The sequence below is a fragment of the Streptomyces canus genome, assembly GCF_030816965.1.
Lineage (GTDB): Bacteria > Actinomycetota > Actinomycetes > Streptomycetales > Streptomycetaceae > Streptomyces > Streptomyces canus_E.
The window spans coordinates 570,664-596,649 of the sequence record NZ_JAUSYQ010000002.1 but is presented as its reverse complement, the minus strand read 5'-3'; the positions used below and the strand labels follow the sequence as shown (position 1 = coordinate 596,649).

The 25,986-nt window shown below is 71.4% G+C and carries 28 protein-coding genes; 16 read left to right on the top strand and 12 right to left on the bottom strand.

What is annotated here, in order from left to right; genetic code table 11:
* Positions 1–2 precede the first annotated feature (2 nt).
* Together QF027_RS03675 and QF027_RS03670 are read right to left on the bottom strand one after the other, a co-directional pair.
* A complete protein-coding gene (locus QF027_RS03675) occupies positions 3–749 on the bottom strand; it encodes an MBL fold metallo-hydrolase (protein WP_306986120.1) in 747 nt (248 codons plus the stop codon).
* Between the two features lie 176 nt (positions 750–925).
* Positions 926–1,555, bottom strand: coding sequence for an alpha-ketoglutarate-dependent dioxygenase AlkB (locus QF027_RS03670; RefSeq protein ID WP_307072582.1), 630 nt, complete (start codon positions 1,553–1,555; stop codon positions 926–928).
* Positions 1,556–1,670: 115 nt separating this feature from the next.
* Between QF027_RS03670 and QF027_RS03665 the strand changes: the two genes are divergently transcribed.
* Positions 1,671–2,297 carry a TetR/AcrR family transcriptional regulator gene (locus tag QF027_RS03665; protein ID WP_057611390.1) on the top strand — a complete coding sequence of 209 codons (627 nt, stop codon included), beginning with the start codon at positions 1,671–1,673 and terminating at the stop codon, positions 2,295–2,297.
* A 17-nt stretch (positions 2,298–2,314) separates the two neighbouring features.
* The gene (locus QF027_RS03660) at positions 2,315–3,988 is read left to right on the top strand and encodes an FAD-binding dehydrogenase (RefSeq protein ID WP_306986125.1); all 1,674 of its coding nucleotides are present in this window, start codon (positions 2,315–2,317) and stop codon (positions 3,986–3,988) included.
* Here the strand turns inward: QF027_RS03660 and QF027_RS03655 are convergent.
* Positions 3,985–4,335: a DUF488 domain-containing protein gene (locus QF027_RS03655; RefSeq protein WP_307072581.1), complete on the bottom strand. Its 351-nt coding sequence runs from the start codon at positions 4,333–4,335 to the stop codon at positions 3,985–3,987. The two genes, QF027_RS03660 and QF027_RS03655, sit on opposite strands and share 4 nt — an antisense overlap.
* 112 nt (positions 4,336–4,447) lie before the next feature.
* On the opposite strand from QF027_RS03655, the gene QF027_RS03650 reads away from it, so the two are divergent.
* From QF027_RS03650 to QF027_RS03630, 5 genes are read left to right on the top strand one after another with little or no spacing between them, the layout of a single operon-like run.
* A complete protein-coding gene (locus QF027_RS03650; RefSeq protein ID WP_307072579.1) occupies positions 4,448–5,863 on the top strand; it encodes a M1 family metallopeptidase in 1,416 nt (471 codons plus the stop codon).
* Positions 5,864–5,904: 41 nt separating this feature from the next.
* Positions 5,905–6,654, top strand: a complete 750-nt coding sequence (locus QF027_RS03645) for a L,D-transpeptidase family protein (RefSeq protein WP_307072577.1) — start codon at positions 5,905–5,907, stop codon at positions 6,652–6,654.
* 18 nt (positions 6,655–6,672) lie between these two features.
* On the top strand, positions 6,673–7,374 hold the full coding sequence (locus QF027_RS03640) for a response regulator transcription factor (RefSeq protein ID WP_307072574.1): 702 nt from the start codon (positions 6,673–6,675) through the stop codon (positions 7,372–7,374).
* Complete coding sequence (locus QF027_RS03635; RefSeq protein ID WP_307072572.1) at positions 7,371–9,200, top strand: sensor histidine kinase; 1,830 nt, start codon at positions 7,371–7,373, stop codon at positions 9,198–9,200. The genes QF027_RS03640 and QF027_RS03635 overlap by 4 nt, the downstream gene beginning before the upstream one ends.
* A gap of 58 nt (positions 9,201–9,258) precedes the next feature.
* A complete protein-coding gene (locus tag QF027_RS03630; protein ID WP_306986138.1) occupies positions 9,259–9,708 on the top strand; it encodes a DUF6098 family protein in 450 nt (149 codons plus the stop codon).
* 66 nt (positions 9,709–9,774) lie between these two features.
* Here QF027_RS03630 and QF027_RS03625 read toward each other — a convergent pair whose 3' ends face one another.
* Positions 9,775–10,029 (bottom strand): WhiB family transcriptional regulator, encoded by a 255-nt coding sequence (locus tag QF027_RS03625; RefSeq protein ID WP_306986140.1) that lies wholly within the window; start codon positions 10,027–10,029, stop codon positions 9,775–9,777.
* 110 nt (positions 10,030–10,139) lie between these two features.
* The gene (locus tag QF027_RS03620; RefSeq protein WP_307072570.1) at positions 10,140–11,360 is read right to left on the bottom strand and encodes a saccharopine dehydrogenase family protein; all 1,221 of its coding nucleotides are present in this window, start codon (positions 11,358–11,360) and stop codon (positions 10,140–10,142) included.
* A 109-nt stretch (positions 11,361–11,469) separates the two neighbouring features.
* Here QF027_RS03620 and QF027_RS03615 point away from each other — a divergent pair, with 109 nt between their 5' ends.
* Complete coding sequence (locus QF027_RS03615; RefSeq protein ID WP_307072567.1) at positions 11,470–12,174, top strand: TetR/AcrR family transcriptional regulator; 705 nt, start codon at positions 11,470–11,472, stop codon at positions 12,172–12,174.
* A gap of 36 nt (positions 12,175–12,210) precedes the next feature.
* Here the strand turns inward: QF027_RS03615 and QF027_RS03610 are convergent, their stop codons facing one another.
* The gene (locus tag QF027_RS03610; protein WP_306986828.1) at positions 12,211–13,101 is read right to left on the bottom strand and encodes a LysR family transcriptional regulator ArgP; all 891 of its coding nucleotides are present in this window, start codon (positions 13,099–13,101) and stop codon (positions 12,211–12,213) included.
* Between the two features lie 69 nt (positions 13,102–13,170).
* Between QF027_RS03610 and QF027_RS03605 the strand changes: the two genes are divergently transcribed.
* Positions 13,171–13,788, top strand: a complete 618-nt coding sequence (locus QF027_RS03605) for a LysE/ArgO family amino acid transporter (protein ID WP_307072565.1) — start codon at positions 13,171–13,173, stop codon at positions 13,786–13,788.
* Positions 13,789–13,898: 110 nt separating this feature from the next.
* Positions 13,899–15,197: an MFS transporter gene (locus tag QF027_RS03600; RefSeq protein WP_307072563.1), complete on the top strand. Its 1,299-nt coding sequence runs from the start codon at positions 13,899–13,901 to the stop codon at positions 15,195–15,197.
* 146 nt (positions 15,198–15,343) lie between these two features.
* Here the strand turns inward: QF027_RS03600 and QF027_RS03595 are convergent, their stop codons facing one another.
* The 3 genes from QF027_RS03595 to QF027_RS03585 form a co-directional block, all read right to left on the bottom strand.
* Positions 15,344–15,799, bottom strand: a complete 456-nt coding sequence (locus tag QF027_RS03595) for a cyclic nucleotide-binding domain-containing protein (protein ID WP_306986150.1) — start codon at positions 15,797–15,799, stop codon at positions 15,344–15,346.
* 258 nt (positions 15,800–16,057) lie between these two features.
* The gene (locus QF027_RS03590) at positions 16,058–17,536 is read right to left on the bottom strand and encodes an aminotransferase class I/II-fold pyridoxal phosphate-dependent enzyme (protein WP_307072561.1); all 1,479 of its coding nucleotides are present in this window, start codon (positions 17,534–17,536) and stop codon (positions 16,058–16,060) included.
* A 58-nt stretch (positions 17,537–17,594) separates the two neighbouring features.
* Positions 17,595–17,804, bottom strand: coding sequence for a hypothetical protein (locus QF027_RS03585; RefSeq protein WP_306986153.1), 210 nt, complete (start codon positions 17,802–17,804; stop codon positions 17,595–17,597).
* Positions 17,805–18,019: 215 nt separating this feature from the next.
* On the opposite strand from QF027_RS03585, the gene QF027_RS03580 reads away from it, so the two are divergent.
* The 5 genes from QF027_RS03580 to QF027_RS03560 all read left to right on the top strand — a co-directional run bounded on the left by QF027_RS03580 (position 18,020) and on the right by QF027_RS03560 (position 21,119).
* Positions 18,020–18,463, top strand: a complete 444-nt coding sequence (locus tag QF027_RS03580; protein WP_306986154.1) for an ATP-binding protein — start codon at positions 18,020–18,022, stop codon at positions 18,461–18,463.
* Between the two features lie 203 nt (positions 18,464–18,666).
* Positions 18,667–19,527 carry a SigB/SigF/SigG family RNA polymerase sigma factor gene (locus QF027_RS03575; protein ID WP_306986155.1) on the top strand — a complete coding sequence of 287 codons (861 nt, stop codon included), beginning with the start codon at positions 18,667–18,669 and terminating at the stop codon, positions 19,525–19,527.
* Between the two features lie 20 nt (positions 19,528–19,547).
* On the top strand, positions 19,548–19,766 hold the full coding sequence (locus tag QF027_RS03570; protein WP_306986156.1) for a DUF5133 domain-containing protein: 219 nt from the start codon (positions 19,548–19,550) through the stop codon (positions 19,764–19,766).
* Positions 19,767–19,822: 56 nt separating this feature from the next.
* The gene (locus tag QF027_RS03565; RefSeq protein WP_307072559.1) at positions 19,823–20,656 is read left to right on the top strand and encodes a DUF1206 domain-containing protein; all 834 of its coding nucleotides are present in this window, start codon (positions 19,823–19,825) and stop codon (positions 20,654–20,656) included.
* Positions 20,657–20,684: 28 nt separating this feature from the next.
* Positions 20,685–21,119, top strand: a complete 435-nt coding sequence (locus QF027_RS03560) for a hypothetical protein (protein ID WP_306986158.1) — start codon at positions 20,685–20,687, stop codon at positions 21,117–21,119.
* Positions 21,120–21,129: 10 nt separating this feature from the next.
* Here QF027_RS03560 and QF027_RS03555 read toward each other — a convergent pair whose 3' ends face one another.
* Positions 21,130–23,361 (bottom strand): FUSC family protein, encoded by a 2,232-nt coding sequence (locus QF027_RS03555; RefSeq protein ID WP_307072557.1) that lies wholly within the window; start codon positions 23,359–23,361, stop codon positions 21,130–21,132.
* A gap of 81 nt (positions 23,362–23,442) precedes the next feature.
* Positions 23,443–24,819, bottom strand: a complete 1,377-nt coding sequence (locus QF027_RS03550) for an NAD(P)/FAD-dependent oxidoreductase (protein WP_307072555.1) — start codon at positions 24,817–24,819, stop codon at positions 23,443–23,445.
* A 264-nt stretch (positions 24,820–25,083) separates the two neighbouring features.
* On the opposite strand from QF027_RS03550, the gene QF027_RS03545 reads away from it, so the two are divergent.
* Positions 25,084–25,443, top strand: a complete 360-nt coding sequence (locus tag QF027_RS03545; RefSeq protein WP_307072552.1) for a PRC-barrel domain-containing protein — start codon at positions 25,084–25,086, stop codon at positions 25,441–25,443.
* Between the two features lie 16 nt (positions 25,444–25,459).
* On the opposite strand, the gene QF027_RS03540 is transcribed toward QF027_RS03545, so the two are convergent.
* Positions 25,460–25,894: an ATP-binding protein gene (locus QF027_RS03540; protein WP_306986162.1), complete on the bottom strand. Its 435-nt coding sequence runs from the start codon at positions 25,892–25,894 to the stop codon at positions 25,460–25,462.
* Between the last annotated feature and the right edge of the window lie 92 nt (positions 25,895–25,986).

Below are 25,986 nucleotides of genomic sequence, written 5' to 3'. Positions count from 1 at the left end.
CCTTAGAGCGCACGGTCCCTGGCCTGAAGTGCCGCTTCACGGACTGGACCACGGTGCACCGGCCCGTGCCCCGGCAGCAGCACCTCGCCCTCCAGTTCCGCGAACACGTCCAGCGACGCCACGGCACGAGCGCGCTCGTGATGGAACATGTCCGGCAACAGCTGGGGCCCCTTGACCCGCGAGGTGGGGTGACCGCTCACCAGGCCGTCGCCGGAGATCACCACGCCGCGCTCGGGGAGGTGGAAGGCGCAGTGCCCGTCGGTGTGGCCCGGCGTGTGCACGGGCACCGGGCGGCCCGGCAGATCGAGCGTGCCCTCCGCCGGGAACGGCTGCGGGGAGGCGACGGGCACATGGGCCGTGCCGCCCACCCGGATCGCGTGCACCGCCCACGGCAGCACACCGGGCCGCCAGCCGTTCTTCAGGACCGTCCCGACGGACACCTGGTGCAGGAACTCCCGCCGCGCGTGCGGCACTTCGGCCTCGTGCAGGTAGACCGGCGTGCCGTAGGTGCTGCGCAGGTACTCGGCGGAGCCGAGGTGGTCGTTGTGGGCGTGCGTGATGAGCACGGCGGTGACCGCCTCCGGGGAACTGCCCACCTCCGCGAGGGAGGCGAGCACCTGCTCCCGGTCGCCCGGGTAGCCGGTGTCGACCAGCGTGGCGGCGCTTCCCTCGGTCAGAATCACCCAGTTGGTGTTGCTGCCGTGCACCAGATAGGTGCCGTCCGCGACTTGCTGCACGCCTGCGCTCATGATCGCCCCGCCCGGTGAGTCCCTGCCCGACGGCACACAGCAAAGCAGACGCTCAGGCGATCCGGAGCGGCGGGTACCGGTCTTCCAGCGGTCAACTTCCGTGGTGGCAAGGCTGCCTCCGGCGCCGTCCGCCGGAGGCAGCCCCCGCGTGCGGCAGAAGCAGCCGCCTCTCTGCCTCAGCGCACGCCGTGCGGGCGGAACTGGATGCTGATGCGCGGTCCCGTGGCGCGCGTGGACTTCGGTACGGCGTGCTCCCAGGTGCGCTGACAGGAGCCGCCCATCACGACCAGGTCGCCGTGTCCCAACGGCCGTCGTACGGTCCCGGCGCCGCCGCGCACCGGTCGCAGCACCAGGTCGCGTGGCGCACCCACGGAGAGGATGGCGACCATGGTGTCCTCGCGGGCGCCCCGCCCGGTCCGGTCGCCGTGCCAGGCGACGCTGTCCCGGCCGTCGCGGTAGTAGCAGAGCCCGGCGGTGGCGAAGGGTTCGCCCAACTCCTCGGCGTAGTGCGCGGTGAGCGCCTCGCGGGCCTCGGTGAGTACGGGATGCGGCAGCTTGTCGTCCACGCCGTAGAAGGCGAGCAGGCGCGGTACGTCGACGACGTGGTCGTACATCGTGCGGCGCTCCGCCCGCCACGGCACCTCGGCGGCCAGCTGTTCGAACAGGGGGTCGGAGCCGCCGAGCCATCCGGGCAGTACGTCGATCCAGGCGCCGAAGCCGAGCACGGTACGGCGGATCCCGTCGAGGGGGCCGAGCCGCAGCTGGTCGGTCTGGTCGAAGAGAGAGCCCTGGAGGTGCGCGGTCATGGATCCAGCCTACTCCTTATTCGAATATCTGTTCCAATGAATGCCGTGGCGGTGTTCGACTCTTTCGATGCATCGCTGTATCGGATACATTCACGTATCGAACGGAGGGCCCGCCATGGCGACACAGGACACGACCAGACGCGTGACCAGGCGCCGGGTCCGCACACGTGCCAATCTCCTGGACGCGGCGTTCGCGGTGTTCGCCGCCAAGGGCTTCGGGCGCGTGTCGATCGAGGAGGTCTGCGAGGCCGCCGGATACAGCCGGGGCGCCTTCTACTCGAACTTCGACAGCCTCGACGAGCTCTTCTTCGCGCTCTACCAGCAGCGCGCGGACCTGATCGCCGAGCAGGTCTCCGGGGCCCTCGCCCTCGACGGGCCGGAGCTCGACGTGCTGGCCGCCGTCGACCGGGTCACCGAAGTGCTGCTCCTCGACCGGGACTGGCTCCTGGTCAAGACCGACTTCCTGGTGCACGCCGCCCGCGTGCCCGAGGTCGCCCGGACCCTGCTCGAACACCGGGCGCGCCTCAGGCGGGCGGTCGCCGACCGGCTGGCACGCGCGCGTGGGCACGCCGAACTGCCCGCCGTGCTGGCCGACGTCGAGGACGCCGCCCACGCCGTGGTCGCCGCCTACGACGGTGTCACCGTCCAACTGCTGCTGGACGGGGACCTCGAGCGGGCCCGTGTCTGGCTGAAGCAACTGCTCACCGCGCTGCTCACCGACGGCAGCGACACCACCGTATGAGGGAAGGGACGGTCGCCATGGATGCCGACGTCATCGTCGTCGGAGCGGGGCTCGCGGGCCTGGTCGCCGCGCACGAGCTCACCAGCCGCGGCAAGAGGGTCGCGCTGGTCGACCAGGAGAACGCCGCCAACCTCGGCGGCCAGGCCTTCTGGTCCTTCGGCGGACTCTTCCTGGTCGACTCCCCGGAACAGCGGCGCCTCGGCATCAAGGACTCCTTCGACCTCGCCTGGAACGACTGGCAGGGCAGCGCGAAGTTCGACCGCGTCGACGACGAGGACTCCTGGGCGGTGCGCTGGGCACGCGCCTACGTCGAGTTCGCGGCGGGGGAGAAGCGGTCCTGGCTCGAGGGGCACGGGATCAAGCTCCTGCCGACCGTCGGCTGGGCCGAGCGCGGTGACCTCACCGCCCACGGACACGGCAACTCCGTGCCCCGCTTCCACATCGCCTGGGGCACCGGTACCGGAGTCGTCGAGCCCTTCGTCGGGTACGCCAAGCAGGCCGCGCGCGACGGACTGCTGACCTTCCACCACCGTCACCAGGTCGACGAACTGGTCGTCGAGGAGGGCACCGCCCGGGGCGTGCGCGGCACGGTTCTGGCCGAGGACAACTCCGCGCGCGGTGTCGCCTCGAGCCGTGACCGGATCGGCGACTTCGAGCTCACCGCCCACGCCGTCGTCGTCACCACCGGCGGTATCGGCGCCAACCACGACATCGTCCGCCGCTACTGGCCCGAGCGGCTCGGCAACCCGCCCGCCGAGATGGTCACCGGCGTGCCCGCCTACGTCGACGGCCGGATGCTCGACATCAGCGCCGACGCCGGCGTCCGCCTGGTCAACCGCGACCGCATGTGGCACTACACCGAGGGCATCCAGAACTGGGACCCGATCTGGCCCGGCCACGGCATCCGCATCCTGCCCGGTCCCTCGTCCATGTGGTTCGACGCCCTGGGCCGCCGACTGCCCGAGCCGTGCCTGCCCGGCTACGACACCCTCAGCACCCTCGAGCACCTGCGCACCACCGAGGACATCGCGGACCACGACCACTCCTGGTTCATCCTCACTCAGAAGATCATCGAGAAGGAGTTCGCGCTCTCGGGTTCCGAGCAGAACCCCGACATCACCGCCAAGGACCGCGCGGGCTTCCTCAAGGAGCGGATCCTCGGCAAGGGAGCTCCGGGACCGGTCGACGCGTTCCTGCGCAAGGGCGCGGACTTCGTGACCGCCCCGAACCTCGAGCAGCTGGTCGAGAAGATGAACGGGCTCACCGACAAGGCCCTGCTCGACGCCGCAGGGATCCGCCGCCAGATAGAGGCCCGCGACCTCCAGATCGCCAACTCCTACAGCAAGGACGCCCAGGTGCAGGGCATCCGCAACGCCCGCCGCTACATCGGTGACCGCCTCGGCCGGGTCGCCACCCCGCACCGCATCCTCGACCCCGCCGCCGGCCCCCTCATCGGCGTCAAGCTGCACATCCTGACCCGCAAGACCCTCGGGGGCATCCAGACCGACCTCGACTCCCGCGCCCTGGGCACCGACGGCAAGCCCCTCGAAGGCCTGTACGCGGCGGGCGAGGTCGCCGGCTTCGGCGGCGGCGGTGTGCACGGCTACAACGCGCTCGAGGGCACCTTCCTCGGTGGCTGCCTCTTCTCGGGGCGGGCGGCGGGCCGGGCGGCGGCCAAACAGGTCGGCTAGGAATCCAGCAGGCGCACCAGCACGGTGGCGTGGCTCTGCTCGGGCGTCTTCGACGCGGTCAGCAGGGTCACGTCACCCTTGCTCGCCAACTCCCGGACCCGGTCGAGAAGTCCGGCCGCCTCGGGATCGGCCAGCTCCGCCTCGTAGCGCTCGGCGAACTCCTCGTACGACCCCTCGCCCTCGTGGTACCAGCGGCGCAGCTCGGTCGACGGGGTGAGTGCCTTGGGCCACTCGTCCACGCGGGCCGCCTCCTTGGACAGACCGCGCGGCCACAGCCGGTCGACCAGGACGCGGACGCCGTCCGCGGGCTCAGGGGGTTCGTAGACACGGCGGATGCGCACGCTCACGGGCGGCCTCTCGACGAAGGGGTCGGTGCGTCGGGAGCGTACTGCGCGGCCCTCCGCGACTTGACCTGATCAAGGGTGAGTTGCACAGGTGGGGGCCTTTAGTGTGAAGCCGATGTCCACCCCCCGACCTGTAGGAGCGCACGTGCCGAAGGCCGTCAGACGCACTCTCGTTCTCGCCACCACCCCCGTCGCCCTCGTGGCGCTGCTCGGGGCCGGCGCGCCTCCGTCGACGGGCTCGTCCGGAGCCGGCGATCCCTACTTCCCGCTCGCCGGGAACGGCGGATACCACGTCGACCACTACGATCTGACGCTCGGTTACGACCCCGGCAGCGGCCGTCTCGACGGCAAGGCGGTCCTCACCGCCCGCGCCGACCAGCGCCTCAGCCGCTTCGACCTCGACTTCAAGGGTCTGACCGTCACCGGTCTGACGGTCGATCACGCCAAGGCCGCCTTCCGCCGCGACGGACAGGAACTGGTCGTCACCTCGAGGCGCGCCCTGCGCAAGGGGGAACGATTCACCATCACCGTGACCTACCGGGGGAAGCCCGGTCCCGTCACCGACCCGGACGGCTCGCTCGACGGCTGGATCCCCACCGACGACGGGGCCTTCGTCGCCGGGGAGCCGCAGGGCGCCATGACCTGGTTCCCGGCGAACAACCACCCCACGGACAAGTCGTCGTACGACTTCACGATCACCGTGCCCACGGGACGCACCGCGGTCGCCAACGGCGTCCTCCTCTCCCGGCGGACCACGCACGGAAAGACCACGTTCCGCTGGCGCCAGAGCGAGCCCATGGCCGCCTACCTGGCCACCGCGACGGTCGGAAAGTTCGACGTGCAGCAGTTCACCACCAGAAGCGGCATCCGGGTCTACAACGCCGTCGACCCGCGCGAGGCCGCTGCGGCAGCCCCGGTCCTCAAGCAACTGCCCTCCGTCCTGGAGTGGGAGAGCAAGCTGTTCGGGCCCTATCCGTTCCGTGCCGCCGGCTCCATCGTGGACCGCGCCCCGAACGTCGGCTACGCGCTGGAGACCCAGAGCCGTCCGGTCTACGACCGGGCACCCGACCTGAGCACCCTCGTCCACGAGAACGCCCACCAGTGGTTCGGGGACTCCGTCTCCCTCACCTCGTGGAAGGACATCTGGCTCAACGAGGGCTTCGCGACCTACGCGGAGTGGCTCTACGCCGAGCAGCACGGCGGCGACAGCGCGCAGAAGACCTTCGACGGCCTGTACGCGAAGCCCGCGAGCGACGATCTGTGGGAATTCCCGCCCGGCGACCCCGGCAGCGGCGCCAACATCTTCGGCACTCCCGTCTACGCCCGTGGCGCCATGACCCTGCACGCGCTGCGCACGAGGGTCGGCGACCGGGCGTTCTTCCTGATCCTGCGCGCCTGGGCGTCCGGGCACCGCGACGGCAACGGGACCACCGCGCAGTTCCAGCGCCTTGCGGAACGGGTGTCGGGGAAGGACCTGGACGGCCTGTTCCAGACCTGGCTCTACACAGCGGGGAAACCGAACCGGCCCTAGAACCTGACCAGTTCCTTACAAGTGTCGGCCAGAGTCGTTCCATGATCACACGCAGAACCCACGTGGCCCTGCTCGCCGCATCCCTGCTTCTCACCGGATGCGGCGGCGGTGCCGTGGCCAGCACGGAGGGCACACCCACGCCCCCTCAGGAGACTTCGGAGCCCATGCCCTCGCCCTCGCCGGAGATCTCCGGCGAGGTCGCCCCCCAGCAGCTACCCGGGCTCGGTCCGAAGACGTGGGCGAAGGTGCCGGCCGACGCACGACAGGCCGTCGTGGTCACCGGGCGGGGCCGCGACTCGTCGGCCTCCACCGTGGTCCTGTACGAGCGCACCGAGGCCGGCTGGCAGGCCGGTGCGAGCTGGCCCGCGCACAACGCCCTCAAGGGCTGGACCGACCACCACCTGGCGGGCGACCTGCGCTCACCGACCGGCGTCTACACCCTCACGGACGCCGGAGGGCTGCTGAAGGACCCCGGCACCAAGCTGCCGTACGACCGCGGCGTCGGCTTCACCGCACCCGGCACGGGCTTCGAGGGCGAGCCGCTGGCCGGATCCTTCGACTACGTGATCGCCATCAACTACAACCGGCAGCCCGGGACTTCACCCCTGGACTGGACCCGGCCCCTCGGCGCGGGGCGCGGCGGCGGCATATGGCTCCACGTCGACCACGGCGGACCCACCCACGGCTGTGTGAGCATCGCCGAGGACCACATGAAGAAGCTGCTCCTCACCCTGGACCCCGACCTCCATCCGGTCGTCGTCATGGGCGACGCCAAGTCCCTGGCCCGCTGACCGCTTAGGATCCGCCGGGTGTGCGCACATGTGCTGGTTGCCGAGGACGACGAGATGCAGGCCGAACTCATACGGCGCTCCCTGCTCGCGGAGGGCCACACCGCCACCGTGGTCCACGACGGGCGGGCCGCCCTGGACGCGGCCCGGCGGCTCGCCCCCGACCTCGTCGTCCTGGACCTGATGCTTCCGGTGATCGACGGCTTCGGCGTGTGCCGGGTGCTGCGCCGCGACGAGGACATTCCCGTCGTGATGCTCACCGCCCGGTCGGAGGAGGACGACGTCCTGCTGGGCCTGGAGCTGGGCGCCGACGACTACATGACCAAGCCGTACAGCCCGCGCGAACTGATGGCCCGTATCCGGACCGTCCTCAGGCGCAGTGGACGGGGCGCGGTCGCCGACCGGCCCGAGGATCCCGCCGTGCGCGCCGGAGGCCTGGCGGTGGATCCCGTACGGCACGAGGTGCGCTGTGACGGGGCGCCGGTGGAATGCACACCGGCCGAGTTCGAGATCCTCCTGGCCATGGTCGCCGAGCCGGAACGGGTCTTCTCGCGGCGGCAGTTGCTGGAGGTCACCCGGGGCACCGACCGGGCCTCCACCGAACGGGCCGTGGACGTGCACATCATGAACCTGCGCCGCAAGATCGAGGCCGACCCGCGCCGGCCGGTGCGGCTGCTGACGGTGTTCGGCGTGGGCTACAAGCTCAGCGGCGGCCGCGGATGAGCGCTCGTATACCCCTGCACAAGCGGCTGCTGGTCCGCCTGCTGATCACGTCCGGACTCATCGCCGTGTGCTCGGTGGCCGCCACCGCCTGGCTGGCCGTGGCGACCACCACCCAGGCCCTGCGCGAGGAACAGGGGCAGGCGCTCGCCGACGACATGGAAGTGCTCGCCGAGCTCAGCGGATACGCGGCGACCCACCCCGACTGGACCGGCGTGGCCGCCACCGTGCGGGAGCTGTCCGCGAAGACCGGCCGGCGCATCGCCCTCGTCACCCCCGACCGCAGATCCGTCGCCGACTCGGCCCCCCGCGGCACCGCCCTGCCGCCGAGCGCAGCCGCCACCGTCGACCCGCTGCGCACCGACACGTACAGCGAACGCGGCGCCCAGATCGGCGGCATCGACCCCCGAGTGGTCGGGCCGTACCGGCTCACGAAGGGGGAGCGTGCCGAGATCGACGCCAACGCGCGCAAACGCCGGTCCTGCTTCGCCCGCAACGGCATCGAGACCACCATCGTGCACACCCCGAGCGGCCGGGCGGTCCTCACCGAACCGGACAGCACCGTGCAGCCCTCCTATGTGCCCGACGCCTGCGCCGACGGGGTCCTGAACACGCCGATGCCCACGGAGCAGAAGGCCCTGGACGCACTCCAGACAGGGGCGCGCGCCTGTCTGACCCGCAACGGCCTGCGCGCCGATACACCGCTGAGTGTCGGCGTCGGCCTCGCGGGCACCGACCTCCGGTCCCCGTCACTGGCGCCCACGTTCGTCAAACCGGACGCGAAGGAGGCACGCGAGGCCCAGGCCTGCCTCGACGACGCCCGCCGCGCCCAGCTCGACCCCTACGTGGCCCCGGTGGCCGAACTCTTCCTGGGCACCGGGGACACGCCCGCGGTGCTGTTCGACATGTCCCCGGCCAACAAGGCCAAGGTCGTGGGCACCGCGGGGCTCGTGCTCGCCGTCACCGTCGCCGCGACCGCACTGGTCGCCACCCGGCTCGTGCGCCCGCTGCGCGCGCTGACCGCCGCGGCCCAGCAGCCGCCCGAACTCCATGTGCGCGTCCCCGTCACCACCCGCGACGAGACCGGCATCCTCGCCGCGGCCTTCAACGACCTGACCGAACGCCGCGAACGCCTGGAAGCCCAGCGCAAGGCGATGGTCAGCGACATCGCCCACGAACTCCGCAGCCCGCTCACCAACATCCGCGGCTGGCTGGAGGTCACCCGGGACGGCGTCGTCGACCCCGACCCCGCCCTGCTCGCCTCCCTGCACGAGGAGGCCCTCGTCCTCCAGCGCGTCATCGACGACCTCCAGGACCTCGCCGCCGCCGACGCCGGCACCCTGCGCCTGCACCGGGAGCCCGTCCGCTGCGACGAACTCCTCCAGCAGGTCGCCGCCGCCCACCGCGTCACCGCCGGCGCGGCCCGGGTCGAACTGCGCACCGACATCGACGGCGAGCCCTGGCTGGACGCCGACCCGCTCCGGATGCGGCAGGCGCTCGGCAACCTGGTCTCCAACGCCCTGCGCCACACCCCGGCCGGCGGCACGGTCACCCTGTCCGCGCGCCGGGACGGCGACGACATCGCCTTGGCGGTCGCCGACACCGGCACCGGCATCGCGCCGGACGACCTGCCCCACGTCTTCGACCGGTTCTGGCGCGCGGAGAAGTCCCGCAGCCGCCGTACCGGGGGATCGGGGCTCGGCCTCCCCATCGTCCGCCACCTGGTCGCCGCCCACGGCGGAACGGTCGAGGCGGCGAGCGAGCCCGGCATCGGCAGCCTCTTCACCCTGCGGATGCCCGGGGGCCAGGCGCCTCAGCCGTACGCCTGATTTTCTTCGTGGCGCGCGGGTACCCCGTATGCCTGCGAAAGGAGAGGGAGGTCGGGACATGAGCGTGTCGGACGGGTTGCCGGTGGTACGGACACTCGCTGAACTCGGGAGCCTGACCGAACGGCACGGGCAGCTGTACGTCCGTTGGTCACGCGGCCCCGAGGTGGACCTGGCCAGCGCGTCCAGCACCGACGAACTCACCGGCGTGTCGCTGCCGGGACTGTCGGCGAACCCGCTGGACGTGGAGGAGTGGTGGCAGGACCGACCCGTGCGGCTGTGGGTGGCCCGCCGTCTGTACGACTATTCGCACCTTCCGCACGAGAAGGGCCCGGACGTACGCCCGTGGGTCCTCCAGGGCCGCGAGCGGGGCCGGGGGCCGGACAACGAGCCGCTCGTCACGGACGTGCGGCCGATGTGCTGGATCGACCCCCGGGTGATCGACGAGGCGCGGGCCGAGGTGGACCGGCAGGAGAACTCCTGGGGTCCGCTGCGCCGCACGGCCCGCTGACCGGGCCCGGTCGACGAACGTGGCGTCGACCGGGCCCGATCGTCGGACACCGCTGAACGGACCCGCTCAGCCGGCCCTTCTCCGCGCGGCGGCCGCGCGCCGGACGAGTGCCCGGCGTTCCGTCTCGCTCGTGCCGCCCCAGACGCCGATGCCCTGCCCGGTGTCGAGGGCCCACTGAAGACACTGCTCCTGGACGGGGCAGCGTCGGCAGACGGACTTGGCCTGCTCCGTCTGGACCAGTGCGGGACCGGTGGTGCCGATCGGGAAGAAGAGGTCCGGGTCCTCTCGGCGGCACGCGGCATGGGTTCGCCAGTTGTCCATCAAATGTCACCTGCGATCGAAGTCGTACGTGCCCTCGTGCATGCCTTACTCGCTTTCGGGTCACCTGTCGATGCGCGGTGAAACAATCGGGTCCTGTGGGACGCGCCCGGTCACTGCTCCCGCATGCCCCACGGGGAGCCGTACGCGGTCAGCAGATCCAGGAAGGGGCGGGCCGGGAAGGCCTCCGGACCGAGGACGCCCGCGCCGGACCAGGCGCCGGTGGCGAGGAGTTCGAGGGCGACGACCGGGTTCACGGCGGTCTGCCACACCACCGCCTGACAGCCGTACTCCGCCGTGGACCACTGGTTGTCGACCACGTGGTAGAGGTACACCTCGCGCGGCGCCCCGTCCTTGACACCCTTCACCCAGGTGCCCGCGCAGGTCTTGCCGTGCATCCGCTCGCCCAGCGTCGCCGGATCGGGCAGACACGCGGCGACCACGTCCCGGGGCGAGACCGCGACCGGCCCCGCGGCGCTCGGCACGGTCACCGGCGCGGTGCGGTCCAGGCCCAGCAGGTGCAGGGTCTTCAGCGTCTCCACGAACGCGCGGCCCAGTCCGTACTTGAAGGTGACCCGGCGGGCACCGACCCAGCGGGGGACGAGCAAGACCTCCTCGTGCTCCACGTTCACGCACTCGACCGGGCCGATGCCCTCGGGGAAGTCGAAGACCTCCGGCTCGCTGAAGGGTTCCGTCGTGAACCAGCCGCGGTCGGCCTCGTAGACCACGGGAGGGTTCAGGCACTCCTCGATGGTGGTCCAGATGCTGAAGGAAGGGGCGAAGTCGTAGCCGTCGACGGTGAGATCCGCGCCGTCGCGGACACCGATCTCCTCGATCTCGTCGAAGAGCTCGTCGGCCGCGTGCCGGGCGAAGACGTCCGAGAGACCCGGCTCCACACCCATGCCGACGAGGGCCAGAGCACCCGCCTTCTCCCACTCCTCGGCCTGCGCGAACTGCTCGTCGCCCAGTTTGACCCCGCACTCCTCGTACGGCCGCTCGGGATGTGGACGCGACAGGGACATCGCCATGTCGACATAGGCCGCCCCGGCGGAGCGCGCCGCCCGGAACAGGGGCATCACGAATCGCGGGTCGGTGGCATTGAGCAGGACGTCGCAGGCGTGCCGCTCCAGCAGGGCGGTCACGGCCGACTCGTCGCTCGCGTCCACGCGCTCGGCGCGGAACCGGTCGGACCGGTCGCCGAGCGCGGTCACCGCGGTCTCGGCGCGGACGGGGTCGTAGTCGGCGACGACCATGACGTCGAAGAACGGCCGCCGGGCAGCGATCCGGGTGATGGCCGTGCCGACGCCCCCGGCTCCCACGAGCAGTACACGCATGACAGACACTCCCTCACGGGTCGAAGGTCGCAGATGTACGGGGCCCCTGGCGGAGATACAACGCCGTGCGCTCGTTCAAGGTCAATGGCGTTGGCATAAGGAGGCCGCCATGCCGAAACCCGTGGTCCCCGAGGACAGGCGCCGTCGGCGCAGGCCCACCAGGAGCGGAACCGTGCTGTCCGAGGGGCTGATCGTCGAGACGGCTCTGCGGATGCTCCGCGAACACGGCAGCACCGGCCTCACCGCCCGCCGCCTGGGCCTGGCCCTGGACGCCGACCCGAGTACGCTCTACCGCTACTTCCGCGGCATGGACGACCTGACGCTGGCCATCGGCGACGCCCTGATCGGGCAGGCGCTGGAGGGCTGGGTGCCGACGGGGCGGTGGCGGCACGATCTGCGCGAGGTGGGCCTGCGCATCCACGCCGCGTACGTCGCTCATCCCCAGGCCGCCGTACTGACGACCAGCAGAGTCACCGGCCGGGCCAACGAACTGGCCGCGGACGAGGCGGTCCTGGACATCCTGCGCAGGGCGGGCTTCCCCCTCCCGGACACGGTGCGCATCTATCACGCCTTCATCGACCAGACGCTGGCTTTCGCGGCCCTGGACGCGGCGTCTCTGGCGCTGCCGAGTGCGGCTTTGGACGCCGATGAGGGCAGGTGGCACTCGACCTACGCTCGCCTGCCTGAAGACCGCTATCCGCGTATCTCGGAGGCTGCGCCCCTCCTGGCGACCCGCATGGTCACCAGCGCCTATCCGACGGCCTTGGACATGCTCCTGGACAGCGCTGAGAGGGAGCTGGGCCGCGCCCCGTAACAGATCCCCGTCCCCCGGCGGCTTGGAGCGGCGGCTTCATGTGAGCCTTTCCGACGCGGCCGCCGCCACCGCCTCCGCCACCGCGGCCAGCGCGGGCGAGTCCAGCTTCCACTGCTGCCAGTACAACGGCACGTCGACCGGCCGATCCGGCACCAGCGAGATCAGCCGCCCCTCGCGCAGCAATGCCGCCGCCTGAATCTCGGGCACCATCCCCCACCCCAGCCCCAGTGCGACCGCCTCCACGAACCCCTCCGACGCCGGCACCGCATGCCGCACCCGGCTCGCCCCACCGCGGCCCAGCTGCCGCAGGAACCCGTCCTGGATGTCGTCACTCCGGTCGAACGTCACCACCGGCGCCTCCGCGAGCCCCTCCCTCGGCGCCCCCTCGAGATACCGCGACACGAACCCGGGGCTAGCCGCGGCGAGATACCGCATCCGCCCCAGTGCCCGCACGGAACACCCCGCCACGGCCTCGGGCGATGACGTCACCGCCGCCATCACCAGCCCCTCCCGCAGCAGCTCCGCCGTGCGGGTCTCGTCCTCGCGCCGGAGCTCGAAACACAGCCGATCCCGTTCGGGAACCCGCGTGAGCGCCCCGAGGAACCAGGTCGCCAGGGAGTCAGCGTTCACCGCGACCGAGACCCGGGTCACCTCCCCCTCGCCCGGCATGCCCAGCTCGGCGAGAGCGTCCCGCTCCAGCCGGGCCAGCTGCCGGGCGAACCGCACCACCACCTCGCCCGACTCGGTCGGCCGCACCGGCTTCGTGCGCACCAGCAGCACCCGCCCCGTGCGCTGCTCCAGCGCCTTCACCCGCTGACTCACCGCCGAAGGGGTCACATGCAGAGCGGCGGCCGCGGCGTCGAACGTGCCCTCGTCGACCACCGCGAGCAGAGTCCGCACCTGGTCCAGGGGGAGCTCGGTCATCATCACAACAACTAATGATACGTAAGAATCTTTAGCTGTACGTGCAGTGATCGTCTCCGTACCGTCGAAGCCATGCCCGCTTCCCTGTCCGCCGCTGCCGCAGGTTTCGGCACCGGCCTCTCGCTCATCGTCGCCATCGGCGCCCAGAACGCCTTCGTCCTGCGTCAGGGGATCCGCCGCGACGCCGTCCTCGCCGTCGTCGGCATCTGCGCCCTGTCCGACGCCCTCCTCATCGCTCTCGGCGTCGGCGGAGTCGGCGCGGTGGTGGTCGCCTGGCCGGGCGCGCTGACCCTGGTCGGCTGGATCGGGGGCGGATTCCTGCTCTGCTACGGCGCCCTCGCCGCCCGCCGGGTCGTCAGGCCGGGGGAGTCGGGCCTGCGGGCGGAGGGCGAGGCGACGGGCTCCCGGAAGCGCGCGGTGCTGACCTGTCTGGCGATGACCTGGCTCAACCCGCACGTCTACCTCGACACCGTGTTCCTGCTCGGATCCGTGGCCGCCGACCGCGGCCCGCTGCGCTGGACCTTCGGGCTCGGCGCCGTGCTCGCCAGTCTGTGCTGGTTCGCGGCGCTCGGCTTCGGGGCCCGGCTGCTCAGCCGCTTCCTCGCCAGGCCGACCGCCTGGCGCGTGCTTGACGGACTCGTCGCCGCCACGATGGTCGCCCTCGGCGCCACGCTGGTGGCCGGAGCGTGAAGTCATCCATGGCCAGGTCCGCAAGCTGAGACACCGCGTCCCGGGCCTCTGGACGGTGCTGCGATAGTGAACCCCGGACCCGTTAGATGTAACGAGCAACCAGGAAGCGTGTGGACACCGGCGAGAGCAGTACCGATTCCAGGACACCGGCCGCGGACGAGGCGCCGCCGCCCCGGCGCGGCTGGCGTCGCTGGGCGATGGACACCCGCCCGCTGCGGATCCCGGCCTACCGCCGGCTGTGGAGCTCGACCATCGTCACGGCCGTCGGCAGCCAGCTCACCGCCGTCGCGGTGCCCAAGCAGATCTACGACATCACCGGCTCCTCCGCCTGGGTCGGCGCCGCGAGCATGGCCGGACTGCTGCCGCTGATCGCGTTCGCGCTGTGGGGCGGCGCGGTCGCCGACAGCATGGACCGCCGCAAGCTGCTGTTGATCACCAACAGCGGAATCGCCGTCACGTCGGTCCTGTTCTGGCTCCAGGCCGTCAGCGGGCTCGACTCGGTGGCGGCCCTGATGGTCCTGCTCGCGGTGCAGCAGGCGTTCTGGGGCCTGAACGCCCCGGCCCGCAACGCCTCCATCGCCCGTCTGGTCCCCGAGGCGCAGCTGCCCGCCGCCAACGCCCTCGGTTCCACCGTCATGCAGACCGGCCAGGTGGTGGGCCCCCTGCTCGCGGGTGTCCTGATCCCGGTGATCGGCCTGCCCGAGCTGTACCTCATCGACGCCATGGCGCTGTGCGTCACGGTGTGGGCGGTGTACCGGCTGCCCTCCCTGCCACCGCTCGCGGCCGCTGCGGCGCGTCGGGCCGGCGTCCGCGAGATCGCCGAGGGCTTCCGCTACATCTCCGCGCACAAGGTGCTGTTGCTGTCCTTCCTCGCCGACATCATCGCCATGGTCTTCGGCATGCCCCGGGCCCTGTTCCCGCAGCTCGCCTCCGAGACCTACGCCCCCTACGGCGAGGGGCTCGCGCTGGGCCTGCTGTTCGCGGCCATCCCGATCGGCGCGGTGGTCGGCGGGCTGCTCTCCGGCACCTTCTCGCGGGCCCGTCGGCACGGCTGGATGGTCATCGGCGCGGTCGTCGCCTGGGGCGTGGCCATCACCGGGTTCGGGCTGAGCGGCAGTCTGTGGGTCGCCGTGGTGTTCCTGGCCGCGGCCGGGGTGGCCGACATGGTTTCGATGGTCTTCCGCGGGGCGATCCTGCTCTCCGCCGCGACGGACGAGATGCGCGGCCGGATGCAGGGTGTCTTCACCGTCGTCGTCGCGGGCGGCCCCCGCCTCGCCGACGTCCTGCACGGCACCGCCGGCTCGGCCTTCGGCGCCCGGCCCGCGGTCGCCGGCGGCGGCATCCTGGTCGTCGCCGTCATGCTGACCCTGGCCTTCGCCGTCCCGGCGCTGCGCCGCTACCGCGTCTGAGACCTGTCGAGCCCCTGCCGCCCGGCACCCGGTGCCTCGGCAGGCACCGTTCGCCCCGTCGCGACGCCGGGCACGCCGGGCACGCCGGGAGCACACTCCCCCCGATGCCGTTCCTCAACGGGCGGACGGTGCCTGCCGAAGCACTACTAGAGAACACCACGTCGGCGTGTGCCGTACTGCTCCATGAGCTTGCCCCGGGTCGTCTCCAGCCGGTGGGCGAGGATCTCGGCGACGCTGCGGACCAGGATCATGCCGAGCTGCTGGTCCTCCTCGCACAGCCGGAGCACCGCCGCCGCGTCGAACTCGTAGGCCCGCACGGGGCTGAAGGCCTCCGCGCCGAAGTCCCACTGGTAGGGCGGGAACAGCCAGGACCAGCCGAGCAGGTCGCCCGCGCCGAGTCCCGCGACCGTGACGCGGTGACGGGGGGTCACCTGCTGGGTCAGCGAGACCGCCCCGGAGCGGATGACCCAGAAGCGGTCGGCCTTGCCGCCCGCTTCGAAGATGTGGAAGTCCTCGGGGAAGGAGACCTCCCTGGCGAGCGTCATCAGGCTCTGGCGCTGCGGCTGCGGCAGTGCGGTCAGCAGTTTTATCGCTTTGGTCATGACACGGGGCTCCTCGCCGGCGAGGGATTCCGGTGTTGTGCCTACGCCCATTTCAGCGGCTGCCGCCGTCCGGGGCACCTCGGCGGAGGTGAGGATCTGGCCAGGGCATGAAAAAGCCCTGGCTGGACGGGGGAGGCCAGCCAGGGCAGACAGAGGTGGTGCCGGAGGACGGAATGTCGACCCCGTCACCACGTATGAATGAACCGTAAACCATCCATGGTGATTTCGCGCAATCGAAACCGAGGTGCGTGACCGGTTTCACTCGGCGGACGCGTTTACGACCCTGATCGTCTCCAACTCCGCGTCGGCGGGATCGGGGAGATTCATGCCCGCGGCCAATCCGGTCCGCAGATATTCCAGCACGGGCTCGGTCAGCAGTTCACCGGGCAGCACGGCCGGGATCCCCGGCGGATACGGCGTGATCATCTCGGCCGCGATCCGCCCGGCGGCCTCGGCGACCGGCACGCTCTCGGCCGGACCGAAGAACGCGTCCCGGGGAAGCCTGACCTGCTCCATCCGCAGCTCGGACGGCGGCGGTACCTCCACCCGTGGGGCGGGGCCCCACTCAGGCGCCGCCCGGGCGAGTTCCCTGAGCGCCGCGAGCAACTCGCCGGTCGTCTCCTCGTCGTCGCCGTGGGTGATCTGCATCCCGATCCGCCGGTGGTCCGTGAGGTGGGCGTCGATGTGCCGGTGCTCGCGCAGCCAGTCCGCGGCCTGGAATCCGGTGATCCCCAGTCCCTCGAGGTCGATGACACCGGGCAGCGGATCGACATCGTCGGCCAGGCCGGGCCCGCAGAAGTCGTCGCGGTCGTCGACGTGCATCCCGTCGATCTCCTCGATCGCGGAATGGACCCGCGCCGCGAGATCCAGCGCCCCGCCCATCAACTCCTTGCCCTGCAGAGCCATCTGCCGGCGCCAGCCGTCCAGGCCGGCGTACAGCAGCACCGAGGGACTGGTGGTGCCCAGCAGGTCGGCGCGCATCTTCAGCAGATCCGCCGGGACGAGATCGCCCCGCAGATGGAAGACCGACCCCTGCTCCAGACCGCTGCCCATCTTGTGGATGCTGGTCACACAGATGTCGGCGCCCGCATCCATGGCCCAGGACGGCAGATCGGGATGAAAGGGCAGGTGCGCGCCCCACGCCTCGTCCACGATCAACGGGACGGACCGGCGGTGGCAGACCTCGGCGATGTCCTCTAGGGCCGCGCAACTGCCGTAGGGCGTCGGGCTGGTGACCAGGGCGCCCTTCGCGTCGGGATGGGCTTCGAAGGCCCGCTCGTACTCCGCGGCGGACGGCGGGTGCGCCAGGTGGCGTTCGGCGTCCCACCGCGGCTCGATCCAGACCGGTTCGATCCCCGACAGGATCAGCCCGGACACCACCGACTTGTGGGCGTCCCGCCCGATCAGCAGCTTCTCGTGCGGACCCGCGACGGCCAGCATCGCCGCCTTCACCGAGAGGGAACTCCCGCACGTGGTGAAGAACGTGTGCTCGGCGTGCACGGCGTCGGCCATCAGTTCCTCGGCCCGCTCCAGCACCCGCCCCCGCGTCAGCCGGTCGTCCAGACCGCCCGACGCGAGCACGTCCCCGAGGAAGACCGCGTCACCCAGTGTCTCCCGGACCGCAGGGTCGGCCCCACGGGCCTGTTTGTGTCCCGGCGGCGTGAACGACAGGTGTCCCCGCCGGTGGTAGTCGGCCAGGGCTTCCAGTACGGGTGCTTGGGTGTGGTCGACAGTCATGGGGCTCGGGTGCCCGGCCCGGACGTCCGTCAATCAGTCCGTACCGGGGCCCCGACGGTCAGCGGCTGCCTGGCCTGAGCACCTCGTCCAGCACCCTGATCACCGCCTCGTAGGCCAGGGTGCGTACGGCGGCGTCCCCGGCAGCCTCCGGATCGGAGGGCCGCAACTCCTCGCTCCGCGCCCGCCAGGACTGCTCCTCCTCCACCGCACAGGCCCGGGCGCGCTGGATACGGCGCAGCAGTTCATCTGAGTCCACGACATCCGTCATACCGTCCGGGTACCCCGGGAACGCGATCGAATGGCCGAACGCCCCGTCCGAAAAGGGGATGTTTGACCAGGCGCGGACAGGTCAGCCGATTACCAGAGGCTCACGGAGAAATCGCACCGTACAGGGGCACCGTGTCCGTGGGTCGAGTCGAGCCGGGCCCGGCCTCCGCTGCACCGACCCAAGAGCCAGTCGATCCCTTGATCAGGAGTCACCTCATGTGCGAGGAGCACAGGGCCGAAGCCACCCCCGAACTCGCCGTCGCGCACCCGCGCGCGCCGTCACGGCCGTGCCGGCCGGCCGAGGCACGCCGGGCGGTCGAGCGGGCCGTGTCCGAGCGCTGCCGCACCACGCACAGCTCGTGCGATGCGCAGGCCCTCTCGGACGCGCTGCTCGTCGCCTCCGAACTCACCACCAACGCGATCCTGCACGGCGGCGGCATCACCGACTTCCACGTCGACGTCGGGGGCCGGGGCGTGTGCCTGTCGGTCAGCGACCGCAGCGCCGAGCTGCCCGTTGCCAAGGAGCCCGTCGACCCGCAGGGCAGGTGGCGGCCCGGCGGCCACGGCTGGCCGATCGTCTGCCGACTCGCCCGCGACGTCCGCGTGACCGACCTGCCCTCGGGCGGGAAGTGCATCACCGCCGTGGTGCCTCTGAGCTGATCCGGCACCTCTGTGGAAGCCGCCGGAAACGGAGTTTCGACAGCGGAGTTTGAGCCCCATACAGCAGGGCAGACGCAGTTTCGTGCTTCGGACCGGAGGCGCGCCAGCGGGAGCTGTATGGCTGCTGCGGGCCCCTTTCGGCGGTCCCGGCGGCGTCCCTCCCGCGGTCAGTCCCTGAACCCGTTCTTCAGGAGCGAATCCGCATGCTCACCGACACGTCGACCGACCGTCCCACCACCCAGGACCGCCCCGCCACCGCCGGCAGGCGGCGGCACGACGACGCCCCCGACACCATGGCCCTCTTCGCCCGGCTGGCCGGGCTGGAGGAAGGCCCCGAGCGCGACGCCCTGCGCGACGAACTCGTCACCGCCTGGCTGCCCATGGCCCACCGCATCGCCGGCCGGTTCCGCGACCGCGGCGAATCGCTGGAGGACCTGCGCCAGGTCGCGGCACTCGGGCTCGTGAAGGCCATCGACCGGTTCGAACCGGAACGCGGAGCCTTCGAGAGCTACGCCGTGCCCACCATCACCGGCGAGGTCAAGCGCCACTTCCGGGACCGCATGTGGGCCCTCAGGGTGCCCCGCCGCGTACAGGAACTGCGCAACAAGGTCCGGGTGGCCCGGCGCGAGCTCACTCAGAACCCCGGTTCCCCCGAACCGACGCCCGCCGACCTCGCCGCCCACACCGGCCTGACCGAGGAAGAGGTCACCACCGGCCTGGAGGCCCTCGAAAGCTTCAGCACCCTGTCCCTGGACGCCGAGCTCTCGGCCGGCGACGACGGCTACAGCCTCGCGGACACCCTGGGCGCCCCCGACACGTCGTACGACGTCGTGGTCGACCGCGAATCCGCCAAGGAGGGCCTGCGTCGGCTCCCCGAGCGCGAGCGCGCCATCCTCTACATGCGTTTCTTCGAGGACATGACACAGAGCCGCATCGCCGACCAGCTCGGCATCTCACAGATGCACGTCTCCCGGCTCATCAGCCGCAGCTGCGCGCGCGTGCGCGACGAGGCGCTGGCGGACCGGGCGAGGAGGCAGGCCGCCGACGGGTCGGGCGAGGCGTGAACTCACGAGGAGTGAGCCCGATGCCTATACCCGACCCCGCGTTCCTGCGCCGTCTCGTCGACGCGTACGAGGCACTGCGGGCCGAGGAGGCCGCGAAGGCGGCCGAGCCGAGCCCGCGGGCCCGGGATCTCGCCTACACACTCTGTGTTTCCACCGGCACGCGGGACGTGCGGCTGGCCCTGGAGACGGCCCACCGCCTGCTCGCGGCCATGCCCGAACGCGCGCGACTGGCCGACTGACCGCACTCCGTGTGACCGCCCGCCAGGACGGGATCCGGACTTCAAGGGGGGTCTACATGACCACGAGCTCCACGGCACAGACCGGCCGGATCGAGGCCAGGCGCGCGGCGCGCGGTTCCGTCATGGAGGGCGCCGCCCGCGCGGGTTTCACCGCCCGCGGAGTGATCTATCTACTGGTCGGTGTACTGGCCCTGCAGATCGCCTTCGGCGACGGCGGGCGCCAGGCCGACCGGGGCGGCGCGCTCGCAGCCCTCGCCGACAAGCCGTTCGGTTCCGTCGTCCTGTGGGCGCTGGGCATCGGGCTCGTCGGCATGGCCCTGTGGCGGCTGTCCGAGGTGGTGTTCGGCTCGGTCGGTCCTGACGGACGGAAGGCCACGAAACGGCTGCTGTCGGGGGCCCGCTGCGTCTTCTACGCGTTCGTCGCCTATTCCGTACTGTCCTTCGCCGCCGGCTCAGGCAGCGGAGGTTCGAGCGACAAACAGTCCAAGGACGTCACCGCCCGGGCCCTGGAGTGGCCCGCGGGGCAGTGGCTCGTGGGCGTCGCGGGCGTCGGCGTCGCGGTGGCCGGTGTGTGGATCGCCGCCCAGGCGCTGCGCAGGTCCTTCCACGACAAGCTCAAGCTCGCCCAGATGGGCCCGCGGGTCAGGAAGCTGGTCGATGTGACGGGTGTCGGCGGCGGAGCGGCGCGTGGAGTGGTCTTCACCGCTGCGGGCGCGTTCGCCGTCCGTGCCGCGGTCGACTACGAGCCCAAGAAGGCCAAGGGCCTCGACGACACGCTCCGCTCGTTCGCCGAGACACCCCTCGGACCGTGGCTGCTCGTCCTGGTCGCGGCCGGGCTGGTGCTGTTCGGGGTGTTCTCGTTCGCGATGGCCCGCTGGCGACGGGTCTGATCGGCGGGACACGGGGAACCCGAGGGGCATGAACGAACCCGAGCTTCCGCCCGACGGTAGGCCCGTGGACGTCTACCTGAATCTGTTGCGCATCCGCATGGCCTCGGAGGACTACGAGACGCTGCTCGACGTGGTCCGCCCGGTCCTGCGGGCGATCGACGAACATCAGCTGCCCGCGTTGGACTTCGCGCTGGAGGACAGCCAGCAGGAGGGGCTGCCCCAGGTGGTCCGCGACGAGGCGGCCCTGGTCATCGCCACCGCCGTGACCGGCCGACTGGACAACAAGGTGATCGAACTCCATGTCGACGAGGGCACCAACCCGATCCGGGTGGTCACCGACGCGGACACCGCAGCCGACCCGGTCCGCCTCGGCGAGATCGCCGAGTACATCCGCGAACGCCGTCGGCTCGACGACGAACTGCGCGGCATCGCCGAGGTGAGCGGTCTGCCCACCGACCTCTGAGCAGCGGGCCCTATCGTTTCGGCGCCGCGACCGGCACGTGCAGCGGTCTGGCCAGGCCCATCACGGTCTCGTCCAGGCGCTGTACGTGCCGCAGTACGCGGTCGGTGACACGGCCGAAGCGCGGGGTGCCGGGGACTTCGGTGTCGAGCAGGGACGCGATGCTCGGCCCGGTCTCGACCCGGTCGGTGGAGCGCGCGTCGGCGACATGCGCGGCGATCGCCGCGATGTTGTCCCCGATCCGCCGGCCGGCTCGGCGCAGCCGGGGATCCGCCGCGATCGAGGGGTGCGTGGACAGCAGTTCGGCCGTCGCCGCCAGCGAGCGCGCGTGGTACGCGCACGTCTCCAGGAGCGCCACGACATAGCGGGCCGTGTCGCGCCGGGCCCGCAGCGGAGTGATCGGATGCGTCAGCGGCTGGGTCGCCGCCCGCAGATCGGCCAGCGCCTGGTCCAGGTCGCGCGCCTGGTCGAGCAGTTCGACGGGGGAGCCGCCGCTGAGCTGGTCCACGGCGGCCTCAGTGACCTCGTCGAGCCGCTCCAGCACGGTGACGAGCAGGTCGTTCGTACGGCGGTCCGTGCGCACCGGCAGGACGAAGGCCGCCGCTATCACTCCGCAGGCCGCGCCGAGCGCGGTCTCCTCCACACGCAGCACCAGCACCGAGAGGCTGTAGGTGTGCAGCAGGGTGTAGAGGAGCCCCAGGGCCGCGGTGACGAAGAAGGACATCAGCGTGTAGGAGAGCGGCGCGGTGTAGAACATCGCGAACACCAGCACCAGCACCAGGGCGAACGCCGTCCAGGTGTGCTGCCCGACCGCCCCGGCCAGCACGATCCCGGCCAGCACGCCGAGGACGGTCCCCACCAGCCGGCGGTAGCCCTTGACCAGGATCTCGCCCGTGGACGCGGTGTTCATGAAGACGATCCAGCAGGTCAGCACCGCCCAGTACCAGCGCTGGCTGGAGAGGAACTCGCCCCCGACGATGGCGAGCGAGGACCCCACGGCCACCTGTACCGCGGCCCGCGTCGTGGGCCGCCTGAGCCCCGTGAACTCCTCCTGCGTCCCGGCGTCCTCGTCACCGGCGTCGATGACCGCGTCCTCGGCGTCCAGCTCCTCGCGCGAACGGGCCGTCGCGGGGGAGTCGTCCGACTCGTCCTGCGGACCGTCCAGGGCGATCCTGAGCCCCAGCACCGCGCGGGCGGCCTCACCGACACCTCGGAAGACGTCCTGGACGGAGGGCGGCGCGGGCGGCAGGTTCTCCTCCTCGCGGTAGCCGAGGAGCCGGTTGCGGACCTGGGACAGCGCCGTGCCGGACCCGGCGGCGACGGGGCGAAGCACCAGCAGCCGCAGCGCCTCCAGATCGCGGCGCACCCGGGCCATCGCCTCGTCCCGGCCGGCCATCCGGCCCGCTCGCGGGGCCGGCGCCCCCGGCAGATGCAGGGTCAGCGTGTCCGCCCGCTCGGCGCTGCGCGCGCTCAGCAGCAACAGTCCGAGTCGCTCGGCGGCGATCTCGGCGTCCGCGACACGCCGCTGCACGAGCCGTGCCGCGGCCGCGTCGGAGGTCCCCTCCTCGAGCCGCCCCTGGATCATCAGCGCGGTCTCGTGCAGCCGCGCGGTCCCCTCGCGGACGTCCTTCAGCGCCTCGTCGATCTCCTCGGGCCCGGCGTCCAGCAGCTGGAGCTGCGCGGAGACCAGCTGGGCCAGCCGGGCCCGGAAAGCCTCCCGCAGGCGTTCGAGCAGGCCTGCGGGAGTCTCCGGCACGAGCAGGAAGCGTGCCGCCGCGCTGCACAGGAAGGCGACGCCGAGGACGCCGTACAGCTCGGGCAGACCGGAGACGGTCGCGCCGACGAACAGGGACACGAAGTAGACCTGGAAGCCGATCAGTCCGAGTGCGGTGCCCCGGTCGCCGAAGCGGCGGCCGTAGACGGCGCAGAAGATCAGCGCGACGAAGAAGAGGTCGCCGGCCACCACGCGGGAGCTGAGGAGCGCGCCCAGGGACAGCGAGGCCAGTGCCACGGGGAGGCCCAGGGCGAGCGTCACGGCCTGCGGGACGCGCTGCTTCTCCCGGATGGCGAACGTCGCGACCATCGCCGCGATGGCGCCCGCCACCAGGTGCGGGACGTCGGCCTTCAGCAGACCGAGTACGGCCAGCGTGAGCGCGATCGCCCCCACCGTGCGCAGCCCGGCGGCCAGCCGGAGCAGCCCCGGGTCCGACGCGGCGACCCGATCGCGCAGCCTCGCTGTGTTCACTCCGCCGTACTCACTCCCGTGTCACGTCATGATCCGTTCCAGCATGGCACGGCGGGGTGGCTCCGGTGATGTGCGCCCCTCCTACTGGCCCAGTCCCCGCGTTCCCTCGACCTGCTCCCGGACCTGCTCCGGCGTCAGATACGCGTCGGTGTACTCGAAGTCCTTCAGCTTGGCAGGCTTGCGGGCCTGGAAGCCGGTGCGGACGAAGTCGTCTCCCGCGATGGCGTTGAGCGTCCAGTTCGTCGCCACGCGGACCTTGGCGACATTGGTGCGCAGCGCGGCCCAGTGGTAGCCGCGGGCCGCGAACTGTGCGGGCAGGCCGCGCAGTTCGATGCCGAGCGGCTTGGACACGGCATCCGTGCCGCCGAGGTCGACGACGAGGCCGAGATCCTTGTGGACGTACGGCTTCAGCGGCTGGTTGCGCAGGGTGGCGATGACGTTGTCGGCGACCTGCTTGCCCTGGCGCATGGCGTGCTGCGCCGTGGGCGGGCAGATCGCGCTGTCGTCGTCCTTGGCCTTGTCGGGTACGGCGGCCGAGTCGCCGAGCGCGAAGACGCCGTCCTGGCCCGGCAGGGTCATCTCGGCGGTGACCGCGAGCCGCCCGCGAATCGTCTCGGCGCCGAGCGTGGCGATCAGCGGGCTCGCGACGACCCCGGCCGTCCAGATCAGGGTCCGGGTGGGGATCACCCGGCCGTCGGTGAAGGTGACCTCCTCGGGGCCCGCCTTCTCGATGGAGACGCCCAGAGAGACGTCGATGCCGCGGCGGCGCAGGATCTCCTGCGCGCTGCGTCCCAGCTTGTCGCCCAGTTCCGGCATCAGCTTCGGGGCGATGTCGATCAGATGCCACTTGATCAGAGAGGGGTCGATGCGCGGGTAGCGCTTGACCGCTGCGTGGGTGAGCTTCTGCAGACAGGCGGCGGTCTCGGTGCCGGCGTATCCGCCGCCGACGACCACGAACTGCAGCCGGGCCGCGCGCTCGGCCGGGTCCTGGCTGGCGTCCGCGAGATCGAGCTGGGAGATGACGTGGTCGCGGATGTAGGCGGCCTCGGCGAGGGTCTTCATGCCGAAGGCGTGCTCGGTGAGCCCGGGGATGTCGAAGGTGCGGGTGATGCTGCCGGGAGCCAACACGATGTAGTCGTACGGCTCGTTGATGATCTCGTCCGTGATGGTGCGGATGACGCAGACCTTGGACTTGAGATCCACGCCGATCGCGCCGCCCGGGATGATCCGGGTGCGGTACTTCTTGCTGCGGCGCAGCGAGACGGCGATCGACTGGGGCGTCAGCACGCCGGAGGCGACCTGGGGCAGCAGCGGGAGATAGAGCTGGTAGGCGAACGGCGTCACCAAGGTGACGTCGGCTTCGTCCGGGGAGAGTTTCCGCTCCAGCCGGCGAACGCATTCCACACCGGCGAAGCCGGCGCCAACCACCAGGATCCTGGGTCGTGTCACGGTGTTCATCCCTTTCTGCGGCTCCAGGCGGTCTGCCTCGAACGCCCTTCGTCTGCCCGTGCGGGCGCGACGAATGCGTCGAGGACCACCATGCCCGTCCTGGCCTGAAAGTGCACCGGGAGAAAAGTGAAGGAGGTGCGCGGACCGGACGCGGGGAAACCGCTTGTGAGGGTGCCGGTCGCCGAATGTGTGTGCGGCAGAGGGGTATTGGGTGCTGTGGGCCCGCTCGCAGCGGAGAGCCGGGGCCGGGCAGTGCCAGGAGGGAGGAGCAGCGTGACCACCGACAGCATCTGGTCGTACGCGCCGGACAGCGGATACGTCGAGGGACGGGACCTGACGGGCTTCACCGTCGTCGCGAGCGACGGCACGATCGGACACGTGGACCGGCAGGCCGCCCCACACGGTATGAGACACCTCGTCGTCGACACCGGCGTCTGGGTCTTCGGCAGGAGCGTCCTGGTACCGGTGGGCGTCGTCACCGGCGTCGACACCCAGGGCCGCCGCATCACGCTGGCCTGCACCGGGTCGGAGGTGAAGGCGGCCCCGCGCTTCCGGACGGACAGCGAGACCAGGGACCGCGAGTACCTCGCGACGGTCGGCACCTACTACCTGCGGCTCGCGGCCACTGCCTGACCGGGACCGGGGCAAGTCACCACGGCAGAAAGGCGTGCACGTCCTTGCCGCGGTCGTCCGTGACCACGCTGACCTGGTCGCACAGCGCCTGCACGAGGTGCCAGCCGACGCCCCCGCCGCCGCTGCGCGGATCGAAGGCGCGGGGCGCAGGCGGTGTGGGGTTGGTGTCGCGCAGGGTCACATGCACGCCGTCGAAGGTACGGCGCAGGCGGAGTGCGAAGGGGCCGGGAGCGTACTGGACCGCGTTGGCGGCGAGTTCGGTGACGATCAACAGGATGTCGTCCCAGTGCTCGGCGCTCGCGGGCGGCACCCTGTCGGCCAGGTCGCCGAGGAATTCCTCAGCGGCAAGCCGCGCGCCCGTCACGCACTGCGGTTCTCCCGCGAAACGGGTCGTACGGCTTGGGATCGCCTCGGAAGTCAGTGTCTCGTCCCAACGCGGCTCGGTCGCCATGCCGGAGTTCACCCCCGTGGAGTCGGCAAGGCATTGTCCTTTCACTGGCATCGCCATTGTGCTGTGTTCCCGAGCGGACGCGGCCCAATCGT

Bases quoted from the DNA above. Each gene is read 5' to 3' on its own strand.
- QF027_RS03665 (WP_057611390.1), top strand. From the start codon at position 1,671: ATGGCGACACAGGACACGACCAGACGCGTGACCAGGCGCCGGGTCCGC.
- QF027_RS03575 (WP_306986155.1), top strand. From the start codon at position 18,667: ATGCTCACCGACACGTCGACCGACCGTCCCACCACCCAGGACCGCCCC.
- QF027_RS03660 (WP_306986125.1), top strand. From the start codon at position 2,315: ATGGATGCCGACGTCATCGTCGTCGGAGCGGGGCTCGCGGGCCTGGTC.
- QF027_RS03675 (WP_306986120.1), bottom strand. From the start codon at position 749: ATGAGCGCAGGCGTGCAGCAAGTCGCGGACGGCACCTATCTGGTGCAC.
- QF027_RS03645 (WP_307072577.1), top strand. From the start codon at position 5,905: ATGATCACACGCAGAACCCACGTGGCCCTGCTCGCCGCATCCCTGCTT.
- QF027_RS03565 (WP_307072559.1), top strand. From the start codon at position 19,823: ATGACCACGAGCTCCACGGCACAGACCGGCCGGATCGAGGCCAGGCGC.
- QF027_RS03620 (WP_307072570.1), bottom strand. From the start codon at position 11,360: ATGCGTGTACTGCTCGTGGGAGCCGGGGGCGTCGGCACGGCCATCACC.
- QF027_RS03580 (WP_306986154.1), top strand. From the start codon at position 18,020: ATGTGCGAGGAGCACAGGGCCGAAGCCACCCCCGAACTCGCCGTCGCG.
- QF027_RS03550 (WP_307072555.1), bottom strand. From the start codon at position 24,819: ATGAACACCGTGACACGACCCAGGATCCTGGTGGTTGGCGCCGGCTTC.
- QF027_RS03610 (WP_306986828.1), bottom strand. From the start codon at position 13,101: ATGATGACCGAGCTCCCCCTGGACCAGGTGCGGACTCTGCTCGCGGTG.
- QF027_RS03650 (WP_307072579.1), top strand. From the start codon at position 4,448: ATGTCCACCCCCCGACCTGTAGGAGCGCACGTGCCGAAGGCCGTCAGA.
- QF027_RS03585 (WP_306986153.1), bottom strand. From the start codon at position 17,804: ATGACGGATGTCGTGGACTCAGATGAACTGCTGCGCCGTATCCAGCGC.
- QF027_RS03635 (WP_307072572.1), top strand. From the start codon at position 7,371: ATGAGCGCTCGTATACCCCTGCACAAGCGGCTGCTGGTCCGCCTGCTG.
- QF027_RS03625 (WP_306986140.1), bottom strand. From the start codon at position 10,029: ATGGACAACTGGCGAACCCATGCCGCGTGCCGCCGAGAGGACCCGGAC.
- QF027_RS03670 (WP_307072582.1), bottom strand. From the start codon at position 1,555: ATGACCGCGCACCTCCAGGGCTCTCTCTTCGACCAGACCGACCAGCTG.
- QF027_RS03570 (WP_306986156.1), top strand. From the start codon at position 19,548: ATGCCTATACCCGACCCCGCGTTCCTGCGCCGTCTCGTCGACGCGTAC.
- QF027_RS03590 (WP_307072561.1), bottom strand. From the start codon at position 17,536: ATGACTGTCGACCACACCCAAGCACCCGTACTGGAAGCCCTGGCCGAC.
- QF027_RS03630 (WP_306986138.1), top strand. From the start codon at position 9,259: ATGAGCGTGTCGGACGGGTTGCCGGTGGTACGGACACTCGCTGAACTC.
- QF027_RS03560 (WP_306986158.1), top strand. From the start codon at position 20,685: ATGAACGAACCCGAGCTTCCGCCCGACGGTAGGCCCGTGGACGTCTAC.
- QF027_RS03540 (WP_306986162.1), bottom strand. From the start codon at position 25,894: ATGGCGACCGAGCCGCGTTGGGACGAGACACTGACTTCCGAGGCGATC.
- QF027_RS03595 (WP_306986150.1), bottom strand. From the start codon at position 15,799: ATGACCAAAGCGATAAAACTGCTGACCGCACTGCCGCAGCCGCAGCGC.
- QF027_RS03615 (WP_307072567.1), top strand. From the start codon at position 11,470: ATGCCGAAACCCGTGGTCCCCGAGGACAGGCGCCGTCGGCGCAGGCCC.
- QF027_RS03605 (WP_307072565.1), top strand. From the start codon at position 13,171: ATGCCCGCTTCCCTGTCCGCCGCTGCCGCAGGTTTCGGCACCGGCCTC.